The sequence below is a fragment of the Nitrospira sp. CR1.1 genome (assembly GCA_014055465.1).
Taxonomy (GTDB): domain Bacteria; phylum Nitrospirota; class Nitrospiria; order Nitrospirales; family Nitrospiraceae; genus Nitrospira_A.
Map to the genome: position 1 here is coordinate 17,944 of WIAF01000007.1, position 15,916 is coordinate 33,859.

General features: G+C 61.2%; 13 protein-coding genes. 7 read left to right on the top strand and 6 right to left on the bottom strand.

The features are described from left to right. Nucleotides 1–27: 27 nt before the first annotated feature. The 3 genes from GDA65_13045 to GDA65_13055 all read left to right on the top strand — a co-directional run bounded on the left by GDA65_13045 (nucleotide 28) and on the right by GDA65_13055 (nucleotide 4,043). Nucleotides 28–975 (top strand): hypothetical protein, encoded by a 948-nt coding sequence (locus tag GDA65_13045; GenBank protein MBA5863616.1) that lies wholly within the window; start codon nucleotides 28–30, stop codon nucleotides 973–975. Between the two features lie 193 nt (nucleotides 976–1,168). Further along, nucleotides 1,169–3,256 (top strand): HD domain-containing protein, encoded by a 2,088-nt coding sequence (locus GDA65_13050; GenBank protein MBA5863617.1) that lies wholly within the window; start codon nucleotides 1,169–1,171, stop codon nucleotides 3,254–3,256. Between the two features lie 262 nt (nucleotides 3,257–3,518). Continuing rightward, nucleotides 3,519–4,043 carry a hypothetical protein gene (locus GDA65_13055; GenBank protein MBA5863618.1) on the top strand — a complete coding sequence of 175 codons (525 nt, stop codon included), beginning with the start codon at nucleotides 3,519–3,521 and terminating at the stop codon, nucleotides 4,041–4,043. Nucleotides 4,044–4,060: 17 nt separating this feature from the next. On the opposite strand, the gene lpxD is transcribed toward GDA65_13055, so the two are convergent. The 5 genes from lpxD to GDA65_13080 form a co-directional block, all read right to left on the bottom strand. After that, nucleotides 4,061–5,248, bottom strand: a complete 1,188-nt coding sequence (gene lpxD, locus GDA65_13060) for a UDP-3-O-(3-hydroxymyristoyl)glucosamine N-acyltransferase (GenBank protein MBA5863619.1) — start codon at nucleotides 5,246–5,248, stop codon at nucleotides 4,061–4,063. Then, nucleotides 5,148–5,459, bottom strand: a complete 312-nt coding sequence (locus GDA65_13065; GenBank protein MBA5863620.1) for an acyl carrier protein — start codon at nucleotides 5,457–5,459, stop codon at nucleotides 5,148–5,150. Before GDA65_13065 ends, lpxD begins: the two co-directional genes overlap by 101 nt. A gap of 64 nt (nucleotides 5,460–5,523) precedes the next feature. Next, a complete protein-coding gene (gene fabF / locus GDA65_13070; protein ID MBA5863621.1) occupies nucleotides 5,524–6,780 on the bottom strand; it encodes a beta-ketoacyl-ACP synthase II in 1,257 nt (418 codons plus the stop codon). A gap of 186 nt (nucleotides 6,781–6,966) precedes the next feature. Beyond that, nucleotides 6,967–8,058 (bottom strand): LPS export ABC transporter permease LptG, encoded by a 1,092-nt coding sequence (gene lptG / locus GDA65_13075; GenBank protein ID MBA5863622.1) that lies wholly within the window; start codon nucleotides 8,056–8,058, stop codon nucleotides 6,967–6,969. A 4-nt stretch (nucleotides 8,059–8,062) separates the two neighbouring features. Then, nucleotides 8,063–9,277: an LptF/LptG family permease gene (locus GDA65_13080; GenBank protein ID MBA5863623.1), complete on the bottom strand. Its 1,215-nt coding sequence runs from the start codon at nucleotides 9,275–9,277 to the stop codon at nucleotides 8,063–8,065. Between the two features lie 183 nt (nucleotides 9,278–9,460). On the opposite strand from GDA65_13080, the gene GDA65_13085 reads away from it, so the two are divergent. The 3 genes from GDA65_13085 to GDA65_13095 are packed head-to-tail and all read left to right on the top strand — an operon-like array spanning nucleotide 9,461 to nucleotide 11,776. Next, complete coding sequence (locus GDA65_13085) at nucleotides 9,461–9,679, top strand: cold-shock protein (protein MBA5863624.1); 219 nt, start codon at nucleotides 9,461–9,463, stop codon at nucleotides 9,677–9,679. A 15-nt stretch (nucleotides 9,680–9,694) separates the two neighbouring features. After that, complete coding sequence (locus GDA65_13090) at nucleotides 9,695–9,799, top strand: twin-arginine translocation signal domain-containing protein (protein ID MBA5863625.1); 105 nt, start codon at nucleotides 9,695–9,697, stop codon at nucleotides 9,797–9,799. Between the two features lie 54 nt (nucleotides 9,800–9,853). Further along, entirely contained in the window at nucleotides 9,854–11,776 is a 1,923-nt protein-coding gene (locus GDA65_13095; protein MBA5863626.1) for a tetratricopeptide repeat protein, read from the top strand. A 54-nt stretch (nucleotides 11,777–11,830) separates the two neighbouring features. Here the strand turns inward: GDA65_13095 and GDA65_13100 are convergent, their stop codons facing one another. Next, the gene (locus GDA65_13100; GenBank protein MBA5863627.1) at nucleotides 11,831–12,796 is read right to left on the bottom strand and encodes a D-glycerate dehydrogenase; all 966 of its coding nucleotides are present in this window, start codon (nucleotides 12,794–12,796) and stop codon (nucleotides 11,831–11,833) included. A 280-nt stretch (nucleotides 12,797–13,076) separates the two neighbouring features. Between GDA65_13100 and GDA65_13105 the strand changes: the two genes are divergently transcribed. Next, nucleotides 13,077–15,908 (top strand): FAD-binding protein, encoded by a 2,832-nt coding sequence (locus GDA65_13105; GenBank protein MBA5863628.1) that lies wholly within the window; start codon nucleotides 13,077–13,079, stop codon nucleotides 15,906–15,908. Nucleotides 15,909–15,916 lie beyond the last annotated feature (8 nt).

A 15,916-nucleotide genomic window follows, 5' to 3' on the forward strand; every position in this document is an offset into this window, starting at 1 on the left:
TGCATGTGCCATGGGCAGGATGCCGCTGTGTCGACGGAATCAGAGCAAACCCAGGACGATTTTCAGAAAGAACTCATCGAGCTGTTCGGGCAGGAGGCGCAGGAGTGGCTCGTCCAGATCCACGCGGCCCTGGTTGAACTCGAGAGCCTGCCGGATTCGGACCGGCACTCCCAATTGATCGATGCGGTCGTGCGAGGCATTACCAGTCTTGGCGGCTCCGCGGCCACGGTGAGCCTGCCCGATGTCGAACGCGCCACGTTTGCACTCCTTCCGTTCATCGAGACGATCAAAGACCGGACCACGGCGACGAAACAGGACTTCAACACGATCCGGGAACTTTTTCGTATCGTCATCGAGTCTGTCAGGGTGGATACTGGAATCACGCTCGACCTCTTGCCAACGCAGGAAGCGGCGCCGGCGCCGGAAACGGTTCTTGATTTTCTCACCCTGTTGAATGCACTGCACCAGCTGCAGGATGAACTGGTGGCGCAGGTGGGCATGGCCCGCAGTCTCATTCCGGTAGTTATGCAACGGTTGGAGCATGAGGCGAGGCAAGGCGCCGGCCAGATCCAGGCCGCGAAGTTTCAGGAACTTCTGGTGACGATTCAGAGCACGGACGCTCAATATCTGGGCTCGCTGCGACAGGACTTGCCCGGCGTTGCGCTGCATCTGAGCCGGCTCCGAGCCGGCGGACTTGCGATCCTTGCCTCCGACGCCGGATTCGACGCCCCGATGCAGATGGTTGCACGCCTCCAGGATATCGCCAAACAGACCCATGCCACGCCGCTCGTGACGTTCCTGACCGGCCTTCAGAATTTTCTCACCCTGGTCGTCCAGCGCCGCATTGACGTTGCGGCTCATCGGCTCCAATCGGTCGAGACGCGCATCCTGGCGGTTGCCAGCATGGTCGAAGAGTGGATTGCGGACGGACAAAAAGAGTTGGAGATGATGAGCCGGCTCGCCCCATCGGCCTGAGGCCGTCCACCACGCCGACCGGCAGGCCGGTGCAGACCTTCACAGACCCCCGGTCGAATCATGGATGGCGCTCGCCTCTGCGCGACGTCGCAATGACCATGAATTCAGAGGAGTATGACCGGAGCGATCGCTGATCCCGACGTCGGGATACGTCCACAGACTCGCCGGACAATGGGGGCTGAAGAGAACGGGAATGGAACAGACTCACTACCGGCAGGCAGAGGAGATACTCGCGAAGCTGGCTGCCTCCGTCCAACGACAGGAACCCCTGGACCTCGTCGAGCTGACGCATCTCGCAGAGGCCATCGTCGAATCGTTACAAGGAAGCGAGCAGTTGGTCGTTGAAGCGCTGTCCAGTCCTAGCGGACCTCCGCTCGTGACGAATCTCATCAATGTCGGAATCCTGGCTACGAAAGTGGGGATCGGCCTCGGATACTACGGAGTCGAATTGCACCGGCTCGCCTTAGCCGGGTTGCTGCACGACATCGGAATTTTTGCTGTACCGCAGCAGCTCCTCACCAAAACCGGCCGCCTGACAGCCGAAGAACGCACACTGGTCGAACAACATCCTCGTCTCGGTTCCGAGGTCATCCGCCGTGCGGGGCCGGATTATGCCTGGCTGGCGGAAGTGGTGCTGCAAGCGCATGAGCGAGGAAAAGGGCAGGGATATCCCCATCGCTTGAAAGGCCGAGAGATCAACGAGCTGGCCCAGATTATCGGCTTGGTGGATATCTTCGATGCGCTGGTCAGCCCGCGTCCCTATCGTCGGCGGCTGCTGCCTCACGAAGCCGTGCGCGAGTTGCTCACCACGGAACGTACCGCGTTCCCGCGGGAAATCATGAAAGCGTTGGTCGAACAATTATCGGTGTATCCGCTTGGCACGAGGGTGCGGCTCAGTAGCGGAGAAGAAGGGGTGGTGGTCCGTATTACCGCGCGCTATCCATCGCGCCCGGTATTGCGTATCACGGGCGCAGAGGACGCATCGGCTTCTGACCCCCCGCGCATGCTTGATTTGAGCCTGCTGCCCCATGTGTCGGTGGTTGAGACCGTTGAGCCGCCGGCTTTGGAACGTGTCACCTTCGATTCTGTTGAACCTGCCACGACAGCGCCCTCTGCGCCGACAAACGTCTCGGACCAATTTGCGGCCTTGCTGGAAAGCCTTGATGCCATTGCCGGAGTCATCCAGGCTGCCGTGGACCAGCCTGCCGCAGCACCGGGGCCCGTCCCGGTACCGGCGGAAACAGCGGCGGCTGAGCCAATCATTCCTGTACGCCGGGAAATTTTGGGCCTGTTCGTCTTGGAAGCCCGGGAATGGCTTCATCAGATTCAAACGGCGTTGGAGCGGCTGGACACCACCAGTGAGCAGGCTCGTCGCGCGCAATTGGCTACGATTTTATGGCAGAGCGTCAACAATCTTGCGCGTTCCGCGTCCACGGTCGGATTGACGGCTGTGGAGGAGATGGCGACCAGGTTATTTCCGCTCCTGCAGGCGGCAGCCAGACACGAACGGGCTGTGGCGGCGCATCACGTGGCGTCGCTTCGAGAGGGCTTGCTGGAGATTGGCAAGACGGTACAGGCGCTTCGGCCGGTCGAACAGCATCCGGAGACAGTCGACGATTCCGCTGAGCGCGTGCCGATGGCCGTTGAGGAACCCGGGCAACCGGAATCTCAGGAGTCCCAGGTTTCTATGGGGATTGTCCCTGAGACGGCGTTGCCGACGACTGGTTCTCCACGTCCCGTGCCCGCGTCTTCCATACTCGAAGCCTTGCGGCAATTGCATGTGGCGCGCGGCCGTTCGCTGGAACCGGTGCGCGATGTATTGGAGACGGTCATTCAGCGAGCCGAACGCGAGGCGGCGGAGGGCGTTGCTGTAGTGGACGCGCGGACCATCGGCCGTCTGCTGCAGGAACTGGATGACTTGGATGAACGGTTTCTCGGCCATATGCAGGCCCGGGTTCCGTCGGTCATCGCGACGCTTGGCCGTATCGCACGCGCGAGCGAAGAACGCGTGTTGCCTCCCCAGGCGTTGGAGCCCATTTTTGATGAAATCGATGTGCTGTTCGAGGCATCTGAACGGGTGTCCGCATCGAATATCAGCGTCTTCCTCCAAGGCCTCCGGACATTTCTTCGCGTAACCGCACAACACAAGCCCGCCGCCATTCGCGAGCGGTTGGCTGCCCTGGAAGAGCGGTTGGCGACGCTCATTCCGCTGGCCCAGCAATGGGTGGATGTCGGGCGGGTGGAGCGGGCCGCCATTTTTGATATTCTGCCCATGGCCTAGCCGGGTTTTCCCACACAGACCCCACCTTCATTCCCTCTGACCATCGTGCTTCCTCGCGCTTAATCCTTGGGCAATTGACCGGCGCCCCCTCGCAGTCCGCCTAAACGCGTTCCATCCACATGGTTGCGCACAGTCCGTCCACAGTTCTTGTGGACAGGCGGGATGACCGCGTTCACAGGGGACGTTAGGGACCGAACCTATCACTTCAAGCCAGTACAATTTCTCTTGCGGTTGGGGTGAGGATTGTACGACCATCACGGCCATGCCAAAACTCGTCTCAGCGAAACAGCAGGAAAGTCACGACGCGCGCGCGACGGCCTATATCAAAGCGTACATGTTATTTCCGGCCGGTATTCTCGGTCTGATCTCTATGCTTGGCGGAGTCGGTGGATTAGGCTATCAGCTGCTTGGAACCGACACCTATTCGTGGGCAACTTTTTTGCAAAGCTCCGGATTGTTGCTGTTGGGAGGGGTGCTGGGGTGGCTGCAGACCACCTATCATCGGTGGATTCTGGCCAACCGTCCCGAAGTGTTTGCCGACCGCATGCGGCAGCCTGCGCTCACGAAGAGCGGGAAACTGAAACGGGAGAGCGGGAAAAGTCAGAAATCGTCCAGTGGGTCCCCCTGGGCTCCGGTTGCGTACATGGCTGGTCTAGCCTTGCTCTTGTTCGGATCGACCATTGCCGTGGTGTACGGCGCGGTGCATCCGATCGCGGCCTATTTCCTGCCTTGGGCCGGATTCTTTTGGGCCAAGTTGTTCTTCTGGAAGACGCTGCTGAAATCCTGACGATATCGGTGAGTCAGCTACTTGCGGCGCGGCTTGCGGATTTTAGCGGCAGGTGTCGCGGCTTGCTCTAGTTTCGCGAGGCGCTCCTCCAACTCGCGGACCCGTTGGCGGAGTTCAGGCAGTTGAGGAATGACCGCCTGGGCCTTTAGAAAGGTGGTGTGCGGCATGACGGGCGCGCCGGAGACGATCTGATTCGGCTCCAAGCTTCTGGTCACGCCGGATTTCGCCGCGATCATCACCTGGTCGCCGATCTGCAAATGATCGGCCAAACCTGCTTGCCCACCCACCATCACGTAGCGTCCCAGCGTGGTGCTTCCGGCAATACCGACCTGCGCGACCAAAATATTGTGTTCGCCGACGACCACGTTGTGCGCAATTTGCACGAGGTTGTCGATCTTAGAGCCGCGCTTGATGACGGTATCACCAAACGTCGCGCGATCCACGGAGACGTTGGCGCCCAGTTCCACATCGTCTTCGATGAGGACGCCGCCCAGCTGAGGGATCTTCTGATGGCGGCCCTGGTATTGGACATACCCGAAGCCGTCGCTGCCGATCACCGTCCCGCTGTGGACAATGACGCGCGCGCCGAGCCGGCATCCTTCCCGGACGACCACGTTAGGGTAGAGGAGGCTCTCATCGCCGATGACGCTGTCGTCCCCGATGAAGACACCGGGATAGAGGGTCACCCGCGCGCCAATGGTCACGCGATCGCCCAAGGTTACGCCGGGCCAAATCGAGACATCGGCGCCGATCGCCACGCCGTCCCCGCGCGTGATGCCCTCCGCAACTCCGCGCACCCGGCTCGCTCGCGCAAAAAACTGCTGCGCCGCCCGCGCGAACGCGTACGCGGGGTTGTCCACCACGATTTGCGGGGAGGGGCAGTCCGCAATGCGTCGTCCGACGAGCAGGGCGCCGATGGTCGCCTGCTGTGGAGACTTGAGATGTCGCTCGGATGTCACAAAGGCCAGATCGCCCGGCCCGGCCTGCTCCAGGCTGGCCACGGCGGTGACGGTTGCATCCGGGGACCCGATCAGTTCGCCTTTCACATACTCGTGGAGTTCCCGGAGTGTCAGCGGGGTGCGCCTGGGTGCCGTGCTCATCCTGTTAGGCTTTCTTGCTCTTGGTCGAACGTTTCGCAGCCGAATGTTTCGTTGCGGCTTTGGCCGGGGCCGGCGCGACCCGCCCTTCCACGTAGGTGATGACATGGCCGACGGTCGTGAGGCCGACCAGATCCTGGTCAGGAATCTGCAGATTGAACACCTCTTCAATTCGATACAACATTTCAATAACCGCCATCGAATCCAAGCCAAGATCTTCCCGCAGGTGATGCGTCGGCTTGATGGAGGCCGCATCCCGCTTCAGATACTCCGCCAGCGCCCGGATGATCTTGCCGGAAACATCTATAGTGTTGGCCATGCCCGGGTTCCTTCGTTCCTTCCTGGTCAGTCGCCCGCCGCCCGCTGCCGTTGCCGGACAGGGGTCAGGAGGAGACAGTTTTTAAAACGACCGCAGCATTGTTGCTGCCGAATCCAAATGCGTTGATCAGGGCCACCTTCGCGTTGCGCGGTTGCTGCTCCTTGGAGAGGCCCGCCAGGGCGCAAGCCGGGTCGGGATCATCCAGGTTCAGCGTGGGGTGAACCTGCCCGCTGGTGAGCGTGAGCGCCGACACGATACCGGCGAGTGATCCGGCTGCGCCCAGGGTATGGCCCACCAGCGACTTGGTCGCGTTGATGGCGAGTTTATCCGCGCGTGACTTAAACACCAGGCGAATGGCCTTCACCTCCACCGCGTCGCCGACCGACGTCGACGTGGCGTGAGCGTTGATGTAATCCACCTGCGCCGGCGTCACGCCCGCATCTTTCAACGCCAGCCGCATGGTCGTGGCGACTTCCTCCCCGTCCTCGCGGGGAATGACCATGTGATGGGCCTCGCTCGTGGCGGCATACCCGGCCACTTCCGCGTACATCCGGGCCTTGCGTTTCTTGGCGTGAGCCAGCGATTCGAGGATCAGCGCGCCGGCGCCTTCTCCCATCACGAACCCATCCCGTCCGCGGTCGAAGGGACGTGAGGCTTTCTCCGGGGCCTCGTTATACTTCGTGGAGAGGGCCCGAAGCGAGCAAAATCCCGCAAAGACCAGAGGTGTAATGCTGGCATCCGCGCCGACCACGATCACGGCGTCCGCCGTGCCGGCGCGAATGGCGTGCATGGCTTGTCCCAGAGCATGGGCGCTCGACGAACAGGCAGTTGAAATCGTGAGGTTCGGACCTTTTGCCCCATAGGCCATGGCCACGATCCCGGAGGCGGAATTCAACGTGATGACCGGAATAAAATTCGGATGCACCCGGTGCGGGCGTTTCTGTTCATAGAGTTGCGTGATCTCGCGCTCGCCCATCACCATCCCGCCCATGCCGGCTCCGACGATGACGCCAACCCGGTGCGGGTCTTCACGTTCCATCTTGAAGTCGGCGTCAGCCAGCGCCTCCTTGGCGGCGACGAGCGCGAATTGGGCATACCGATCCACACGATCCCCCTGACCGGCGGGGAGATAGTGGTCAGGCGAGAAGTCGACGATGCGCCCTGCGATGCGCGACCGATAGCCCTCAAGTGGAAACGGATCGAAGGAGGGAATGGCGGAAATTCCTGACCGGCCTTCCAGCGCTGCCTTCCAGAACTGCGGCACTCCGATGCCGATGGGGGAGACGACTCCCAGACCCGTGATGACGACCCTCGTCGACATAGAACCCTTTCGCTGCTGCGTGATGGTGCTGTGTGCGGCCTGTCTACTTACCGCACGGGGGCGTCACAGTCAATGCTGTGCGCATGCACCCAGTCGAGAGCTCCGTATGGACAGTGGCGAAACCACCGTACAGGCTGGGGCTTGATCAATGCCAGAACGCCGCCGGCGGACAATTTCAGCGTCCTTTCAGTAGCGCACCTTCATGAGCAGATACAAACCGAACGTCAGGAACACCATATTCGCCATCCATCCGGCCAGCATCGGAGACAGCGCACCGCCGCGCCCCAGCGCAATGGCAACGGAGTGCGTGGACCAATAGAAGAACCCGACCGCCATGGCTTGTCCGATGCCCATGGCCATGCCGCTTCCGCGGACACCCGTGCGGCGAAGGCTCAACGCGATGCCGACGATCACCATGATCAGCGTGACGCAGGGAAAGGCGATCCGGCCGTAGTAATCTGTGAGCAACCGGGGGAGCATGGTGCCGCCTAGATGCAAGCGATCGACATAGGCGCGAATCTCGCGCAGGGTCATCGTTTCAGAATCCAGTTCGGCCCAGGTGGTAAAGTCATCGGGAATGTGGGGCAGCGCCAGCGGTTGCGTCTGAAAGCTGCTCACCGAGACCGTGCCGTCTTCACGGAAGGCGCGTGTCATGCCCTCGTGCAGAGCCCAGCCTTGGGAAGAATACACCGCGCGCTTCGCCTCCGCGATCTCCTCCAATTGAAACGCCGGGCTCAATCGATACAGCCGGATGTTGCGCAACACCGCGCCTCCGGGATCGATCGTGTCGATGTTCATCAGGGTCTGGCCGCCGAGGCTCACCCACGGCTGGGCGGCCTTCAGCGAGACCGGCGTGACGCGTTTCTCGATCTGCGTCGTTTTGATGTGTTCGGCCTTGGCCAGCGCCAGGGGAATCACGGTGGAACTGAACAGGAACAGCACGAGCGCCAACACCGTTCCGAGAAAAATAAACGGCGAGGTGATCCAGTACAGACTGATGCCGCAACTGCGCATGGCCGTGATTTCATGGCTGCGTGAGAGCAGGCCGATGGTCAAGAGGGTTGCCATCAAGACCGCCAGTGGAGCGATCTGATAGGAGATGGCCGGCATTTTCAACACGAAGTAGGCCAGCACATCGAGGGCGTGGGCGTCATACCGCAGGAAGCGGCGGACCTTTTCAAAAAAATCGATGACGAGATAAATCGTCATCAGCCCGGAAAAGCACATGCCGAAAATCTTCACATACTCGCGCAGCATGTATCGGAAGAGAATACTCATAGGGCTATTGCCGGCTCACACGGTAGAACCACAGAATCGTGACGATCGTGAAGATGACATTCGGTAGCCAGGCGCCGGCGAACGGGGAGATCCAGAGCGTGGTCACCAGAAACTCGCAGGCGACATTGATCACGTAGTAAGCGATCACGACGAGCACCCCGACGGCAAACCCGCCGATGCTGCCGGAGCGTTTCGACACAATCCCGACCGGCACTCCCAGAATGCAGAACACCAGCGACGCGGCGGGAAACGCCAGGTCTTTATAGTATTCCATGAGCCGCCGCAAGGCGTTGGTATCCGTCCAGTTGGAACTTTCCAGTTTCGCGCGAATCACCTCCATCGGCGTGCGCTCTTCGGCGCCGTAGAGGCTTGCGTTGATGCTCAATTTGAGATCGTAAGCCGCAAAGGAAATCTTCTGGTACTCCACGGGGTTTTGAGGACGGCTGTGGATGACGCCGTTCATGAGTCGCAGCGCGACCTGGCTGCTCGCGGAATCGGTCATCACCTGGTACTGCTGCGCCACGATGATGCGGGGATCGGCCGGGTTGCGTTCATCCGCCACGAAAATGCCGCGGTTGTCCTGCCCCTCCTGAGCATCGGGCACGTAAATCACCATTTTGGGGATGGCTTCGTTGAAGACCCCGCGGTCCAGTTCCAGCACCAGTTCGTCGCGCAGGAGATTCAACGCCACTTTTTTCAGATTCACATTGCTCCACGGCTGGCCGTATTGCGCCATCATGAGCGTGAGGCCGCAGACGAGTGCCGCGAAGAGAAACACCGATTGGGACAGCCGCAACAGGCTGAAACCGGCGGCGCGCATCGCCACCAGTTCTTTATCCAGCGACAGCCGCCCGAAGGCTGTAATAGAGGCAATGATGCCGGCGATGGGCAGCGTCAGCACGAGGAACGAGGGGAGTAAGTGGGCGAAGACCTTCAAGACCGAAAGAAAGCCGATGCCCTTCGTGACGAGCAGCTCCACCAGGCGGAGCAGTTCCTTCGTGAGCATCACGAAGCACAGGGCTCCCAGGCTGATGCAAAAGGGCGAAAGCAATTCGCGGAAGATGTAGCGATCGAGGATGGTGTGCAGCACGAGAGCGGCCGGGGTCCCACATCGGAGAATTGGTTGCTGCACTATAGAAGAGTCTGCGTGGGTTGTAAACAGATCAGAACGGCCAGGGCCAAAAGATCCGCTTGACAAGCATTTCACCCCATGGTACATCGCTGCGCACTTTTCAGCAGGTCAAGATGGTTCGGGTTGAATGTTGTCTGAACGCCTCCGCAAGAGCTGCCGCGCTCGTCGCTGTTGTTTCTTCCTTTTTTATCGTCATCATTCCATGCCATGCGACTCAGCCGACGAGCTGATGCGCTCTTTATGTCCGTGCGTTGAGAACAGGAGGACCGTATGAAAACTAAGGGCACCGTCAAGTGGTTCAACGATCGTAAAGGATTCGGATTTATCCGGCTTGATGGCGGAGACGACGTCTTCGTGCATTACTCTGCGCTGCAGGGCGATGGATTCAAGACCTTGAAAGAGGGCGAGAACGTGGAGTTCGACATCGTTCAGGGCGCCAAGGGACCGCAGGCGGCGAACGTGTTGAAGGATCTCGCGCCGGCTTCCTAACCGGTTGCATCTGTCATAATCCGCGGCCCCTCAGCTGCATCGAGGGGCCGCCGGTTTCTTCGTCGAACCGCCGCTCTGGGCGCCGCGTTTGCGGTGTCTCTCTTTTATCCATTTGTTTGACAATACATAGGTTGACTGTTAGCGTGGACTCTCAACGCCGGGTGAGGGCTCTTCTTGGCTGTCGACCGCCGAACAGTGCTTCAGAACGCGCAGCTCTTTGCTTCCAAGGGGCAGTACGATGCCGCCATCGCCGAATGGCGGAAGCTGACCACCGACACGCCTGCCGACGGCACCATCTTTAATTCCATCGGCGATCTTCAGCTCAAACGCAATGCCACCGCAGACGCCGTCACGGCCTTTCAGCAGGCGGCCACGGCATTTCGCTCCGAAGGCTCGGTCCTCAAGGCCATTGCCGCCTACAAGAAGATTCTTAAGGTCGATCCCGCACGGGTCGAAATCTATCGGCACCTTGGTGATTTGAACGCCGAACGAGGCTTGCTGAGCAGCGCCGTTCAGGACTACCTCACCCTCGGTAAGCATTACGTCAAGGACGGCCGGAACAAAGAAGCGCTGGAGATCTATCGCAAGATCGTTGCGCAAGACCCCTCAAACCTGGACGCCCAGTTGCGCGTGGCAGAGCTCTGCGTGCAGGAAGGGCTCGTTGATGAGGCGGCGCGGATGTACTTGCAGCTTGGGCGCGAGCAATCGGCCGCGCAACAGTACGATCAAGCCAAAGCAATGTATACGGCCGTTCTTCGCCTCGATCCGGAAAATGCCGAGGCCAAAGAAATCACCTCCATGATCGAAACGGGCGGCGCGGTGCCGCCCAGTGCCGCCCGCCCTGGCAAACCAGCCGCCACGGCAGCCAAGCCAGGCGATGCGAGCGATCTCATGGCCGAAGCGACCCGCCGGATCGAAGAAGGGCAGTACGCCGGAGCCGAGGCCATGTTGACTCAGCTGCTGAGCCGCGAGCCTGGCAATCCTGAGATTTGCCAATTGCTCGCCAGGATGCATCTCTTGCAGGGCAATCTCGTTGTCGCCTTGGGGGAGTACCGCTTTCTTGCCGGTGCGGCTCTTCGCGCGCAAGACTATGGCATGGCAGAATTGTTGATAGCCGACTATCTCAAAGTCGAACCGGCCTCCGTTCCCATGCTGGAATTGCTGGGCGAGCTCTACCAGGAAAAGGATGACCCCGCGACGGCCGCGCAGCATTTCGGCCGGGCCGTCGAGATTTTGTTGGAGCATCCTGAGCCGGGCATGCCGACGCTGCCGGCCGAGCTCTTTGAAAAAGTGCAGGCGCTGGCCCCCGGCAGCCCGATTGCCCGGAAGCTCGCGCCCTCGTTCGATCCCAATGCCGGGTCGATGCCCGAATCGGAAGCCGTCGCGCCGATGGCGGAGGTTTCCGAAATGCCGACGCCTGAACCGGTATCGGTGCCTGAGGTCATGGCCATCGAGCCGGTGGCGGACGCTCCCTTTAGACTCGTGGATCCATCGGCGCCTCCGGTCGAGGCTCCGGCCGTGCGGCCTCCGGTGGCGGAACCGGTTGTCGTGCAAGCCGTGCCGCCACCCGTGCCTCCTTCCGCGCCCGTCCTCGAAATCTCCCCTGTCGTCGCGGCCGAGCCACCGCAGGTTCCATCGCCCGCGCCGCCGCCCGCTCCCGCTATGGAGACGGCGGATGCGGAAACCCGTTACGCCCTGGGCATGGCCTACAAAGACATGGGGCTCTGCGAAGAAGCGAAGGAAGAGTTTCTGCTGTCGATGAAGGATTCAGGGTTCTTCGTGGATTCCTGCCTGATGATGGCGCTCTGCTGCAAGGAACAGAGCCGCGCAGATCACGCGATTCAGTTGCTGGAGAAGCTGATCTCTGACTCGCGCTGCCGGGGAGGCAACGCGCAATTGGTCCGATACGAACTGGCGTTACTCTACGAAGTGACAGGTGCTCACGATCGGGCGCTGAGCATGTATCAATCCATTCCGTCCTTCCATGACGTGCCTCGCCGGGTTGACGCGCTGCGGCTGCAGGTGACCAACGGGGCCGTTCATCCGGAACTTCCCGCGTCCGCTCCGGCGAGTCCTCTCCCGATCGCCGGCCACTAGGCCGGTCCGTCACCGTCGTTCGCCAGCCCTGATCGCCACTGCGTGGTGACGTCGTTACGCGGGGTGGACCTGATTGGGCGCCGGCCTTCCGGACAACACCGCCGCAATATTTTCCAGACAGATCATCCCCATCCGGACTCTCGTCGCCAGCGTGGCAGAACCCAAATGGGGCAGGAGCACGACCTGCCTGAGTTCGCGCAGGCTTGGATGAAAGGCCGGTTCCTGTTCGAACACGTCGAGTCCCGCGCCGGCCAACCGGCGTTGCAGCAGGGCATCGACCAGCGCAGATTCCTCGACGACCGGTCCCCGTGAGGTATTGATCAGGAACGCCGTCGGTTTCATCAGCGCCAGCCGGCGCGCGCCGATCAGGTGATGGGTGGCGGGGGTCAGCGGCACATGCAGGCTCACAAAATCGGCTTCCTGTAACAGATCGGGGAGCGCGCGAGATTCCCAGTGAGACGGCAACCCTTCGAGGGTCGCGGGAGTGCGCGAGGTATAACGGATGCGCATGTTGAAGCCGGTTGCCCGTTGCGCCACGGCCTGTCCGATGCGACCCATGCCGATGATGCCCAAGGTTTTGCCCGACACATCCGCTCCCAGCATCTGCGTCGGCGCCCAGCCGGACCAGTCCCCCGATCGTACGTAGGCGTCTCCCTCCGCCACTCGCCGCGCCACCGCTAGGAGCAGAGCCCAAGTCAGATCCGCCGTGGAGTCGGTCAACACATCCGGCGTGTTGGTCACCACAATGCCGCGGGTCTTCGCGGCGGCGAGGTCGATGTTGTTGTAGCCCACGGCATAATTCGCCAGAACTTTGAGACGGGTCGCCTCGGCCAGCATGGAGGCATCCACGCGATCGGTCAGCGTGCAGATCGCGGCCTCCGCCTCACGCAGGCCTGTTTTCACGCTGTCCCAAGAGGGCGAAGCATCGCGAGGATCGTTCAGCAGCTGGAACTGCCGCCTGGCGGCGGTCATCACCGGATCCGGGAGCAGGCGGGAGATGTACAGGGTAGGGGCAGACATGAAGGCCTCGCCGGACTGAGCCACATCTTAGCGGATCACGCGGCAGGCAACAACCGGCTTGTCCTCCCAGCATCCGAGCAACGAGCAGGCTGCGGAAAAAACTCGATTGTTGCGCACCACGCTCCCATTCACTCCTGGGCTGTGTCGATGTGGCAGTCACCCGCAGCAAGCGAAGGAGTGAACCGTACTCGCGCCGGACGATGACCCGCTGAGTGCCACGAGAACGCCGCTGGCGGACGTTTTCCGTATCCTGCTAGAATGCGGCAGTGTATACACGAGCATGACCCTCATTCTTCCCAACACCTCATCCGCTGTCGCCAACGACCTTCGGCGCCTCCTTGGACATGCGAAGGTCCAAGACGATGTACCCACCCTGACGGCCTATGCCGTCGATGCCAGTATCTATCGCATGACGCCGAAGGCCGTCGTGCTGGCGGAGCACGAGGCCGATATCGACGCGGTCGTCTGCTTTGCCGTGGAACGGGGCATTCCCCTCACGCCGCGTGCCGCCGGAACCAATCTCACCGGCTCGGCGGTCGGCTCAGGCATCATCCTCGATGTGTCCAAGTTGAACCGTATCCTCGAACTCAACGAGGAGGAACGGTGGGCGCGGGTGCAGCCGGGCATCGTGCTGGCGGAGCTGAATAAGCAGCTGGGGCGGCGCAATTGGTTGTTCGGTCCTGATCCATCCAGCGGCGACATGTGCAAACTCGGCGGCATGGTCGCCAACAATTCCTCCGGCCCTCACACGCTGATCTATGGCTCGGTGAAAGACAATGTGCAGGCGCTGCGCGTGTGTCTGCCGTCGGGGGCGTGGCTTTCTGCCGCGCCGATGAGATTGGACGATCCGGCGCTCGCACAGCTATTGACCGCTCATCCCACACTCAAGCCGATCCTCGACCTCGTGCAGCGGCAACGGGCCTTGATCGACAGCAAGAAGCCGACTGTCAGCAAGAACAGTTGCGGGTACAACCTGTTCGGGTTGGCCGACGGGCTGAGCCAGGGCCTGTTCGATCTCCCCAAACTATTCGTCGGCAGCGAAGGCACGTTGGGCGTCGTCAGCGAGGCGAAGCTCCGGCTCGTGCCGAAGCCCCAAGGCACGCTCACTGCCTTGATTCATTTTCGCCGTCTGGAGGAAGTCGGGGAGGCGGTGCCGCATCTGCTGAGCCTCCGTCCGAGCGCACTGGAGGTGATGGACGCCAACACGTTGAACCTGATCGGCCGGGCCGCGCACGGCATTCCCGCCGAGGCCGCCGCCACTCTGCTTGCCGAGCTCGACAGCAGCGACGGCGAGGCCGGCTTGCGCGACCGCGCCGACCGCATGGCCGCAATCTGCCGCCGGTATCAGCTCTGTGGCGACCTCACCATCGCCTACGACAAGGAGCAGCGGGACCAGCTCTGGAAAGCCAGGAAGGCTCTCTATCCCACGCTCTACCGGTTCGATCCACGCAAGAAGCCGATCAATTTCGTCGACGACGTGGTGGTGCGCGCCGAACGCATCAGCGAACTGATCCGCTACCTCGAAACGTTCTTCGAGGGCCAGCATGTGCCGGTGGCGATCTTTGGCCATATTGGCAACGGCAATGCCCACATCACTCCGCTCCTCGACGTAAACGACCGGCAGGATTTCGGCAAGATGGTGCAGGCCTACCATGAGATCCATCAAACCGTCTTGTCGCGCTTTGGCGGGTCGATTTGCGGCGAGCATGGTGACGGACGCGTCCGTGCCGAGTATGTGCGCAAGATGTTCGGCGAGGAACTCTATCAATTGTTCGTGGAGGTCAAGCGCACGATTGATCCCGCGAACGTCATGAACCCCGGCATTAAGATCAGCGACGCGCCGTTCACCGACCATATCGACTACCAGCGGCTGTCCAAGTCCTGCGCGACCTGCGCGAAGTGTAACTCCGTCTGCCCGGTCTACGATGTGTTTCAGTCGGAAGACATGAGCTCACGCGGCTGGTACGAAATCGTCACGGCGAAAGACTATTCCTATCTCAATTCGAAGCGGGTGGTGGAGGCCTGCCTGAATTGCAAATCCTGCCGCACGATTTGTCCGGCCGGCGTGGATGTTTCAGAGTTGATCCTCCAGCGGCGCGCCGAACAGCCCAATCAAGGAAGCCGCTGGTTGTTTGCGCTTCAGGCGAGATTGCCGATATTTGAAGCGATACTCAAAGTTTTGGCGAACACGCAACGCCTCTGGGATCGTCCCGGCCCACGTGCCCTGCTCGAACGGCTGGCAGCGCCACTGTTGAAGCGCATTGCGCCAACCGCCAAACTGCCGGCCGACATGGTGCTTCCCAAGTTGGCTCCCCGGCATTTGCGCGACCGGTATCCTGAGCTCACTCAACCGAATCCGGCCGCAGCCGGTCCGCGCGTCGCCTACTTCCACGGTTGTGCGGCCAACTATTTTGATGACGGGGTAGGAGATGCGGTGATTGGTGTTTTGCGGAAACATAAAGTGAATCCTGAGCTTCCACCGCAGCGCTGCTCCGGGACGCCGATTGAAACGTACGGCCATGTAGACCTGGTGAAGGACAACGCGCGATTCAATTTACAGTCGCTCGCGGGGTATGATCAGGTCGTCACGGGTTGCGCCTCTTGCACTCTCATGCTCAAGGAATACAAGAAATTCTTTGAGGCAGAGCCGGAACGGCAGGCGGCGGACGCGCTGGCGAAGAAGGTTGTCCACATCACGGAGTTCGTGGCGCGCTCCGCGGAACATCCTCCGATGGGAGCGGTGGAAGGTCCTGCGCGCCGGGTGACGTACCATTCATCCTGTCACCTGCGAGCGGCCGGTGTCACGAAGGAGCCGCGCCAGCTTCTCCAGCAGGTGCCGGGTGCGGACTATGTGGAGATGACCGATGCCGATCGCTGCGCCGGCGGGGCCGGCACCTACCTCGTGAAGGACTACGACACCTCACAGAAGGTGTTCGACCGGAAGCGCCGGAACATCGAACAGAGTGGCGCGGACACGGTGGCCACCAGTTGCCCGGCCTGCATGATCCAACTCAACAACGGTCTGCGCGGGCGCGCGGCGGTCAAACATGTGGCGCAGGTGTTGAACGACGCGTATGAGGCGGGTGCGCATCAACGAACAGGCGCGCAATAGACAGAAAG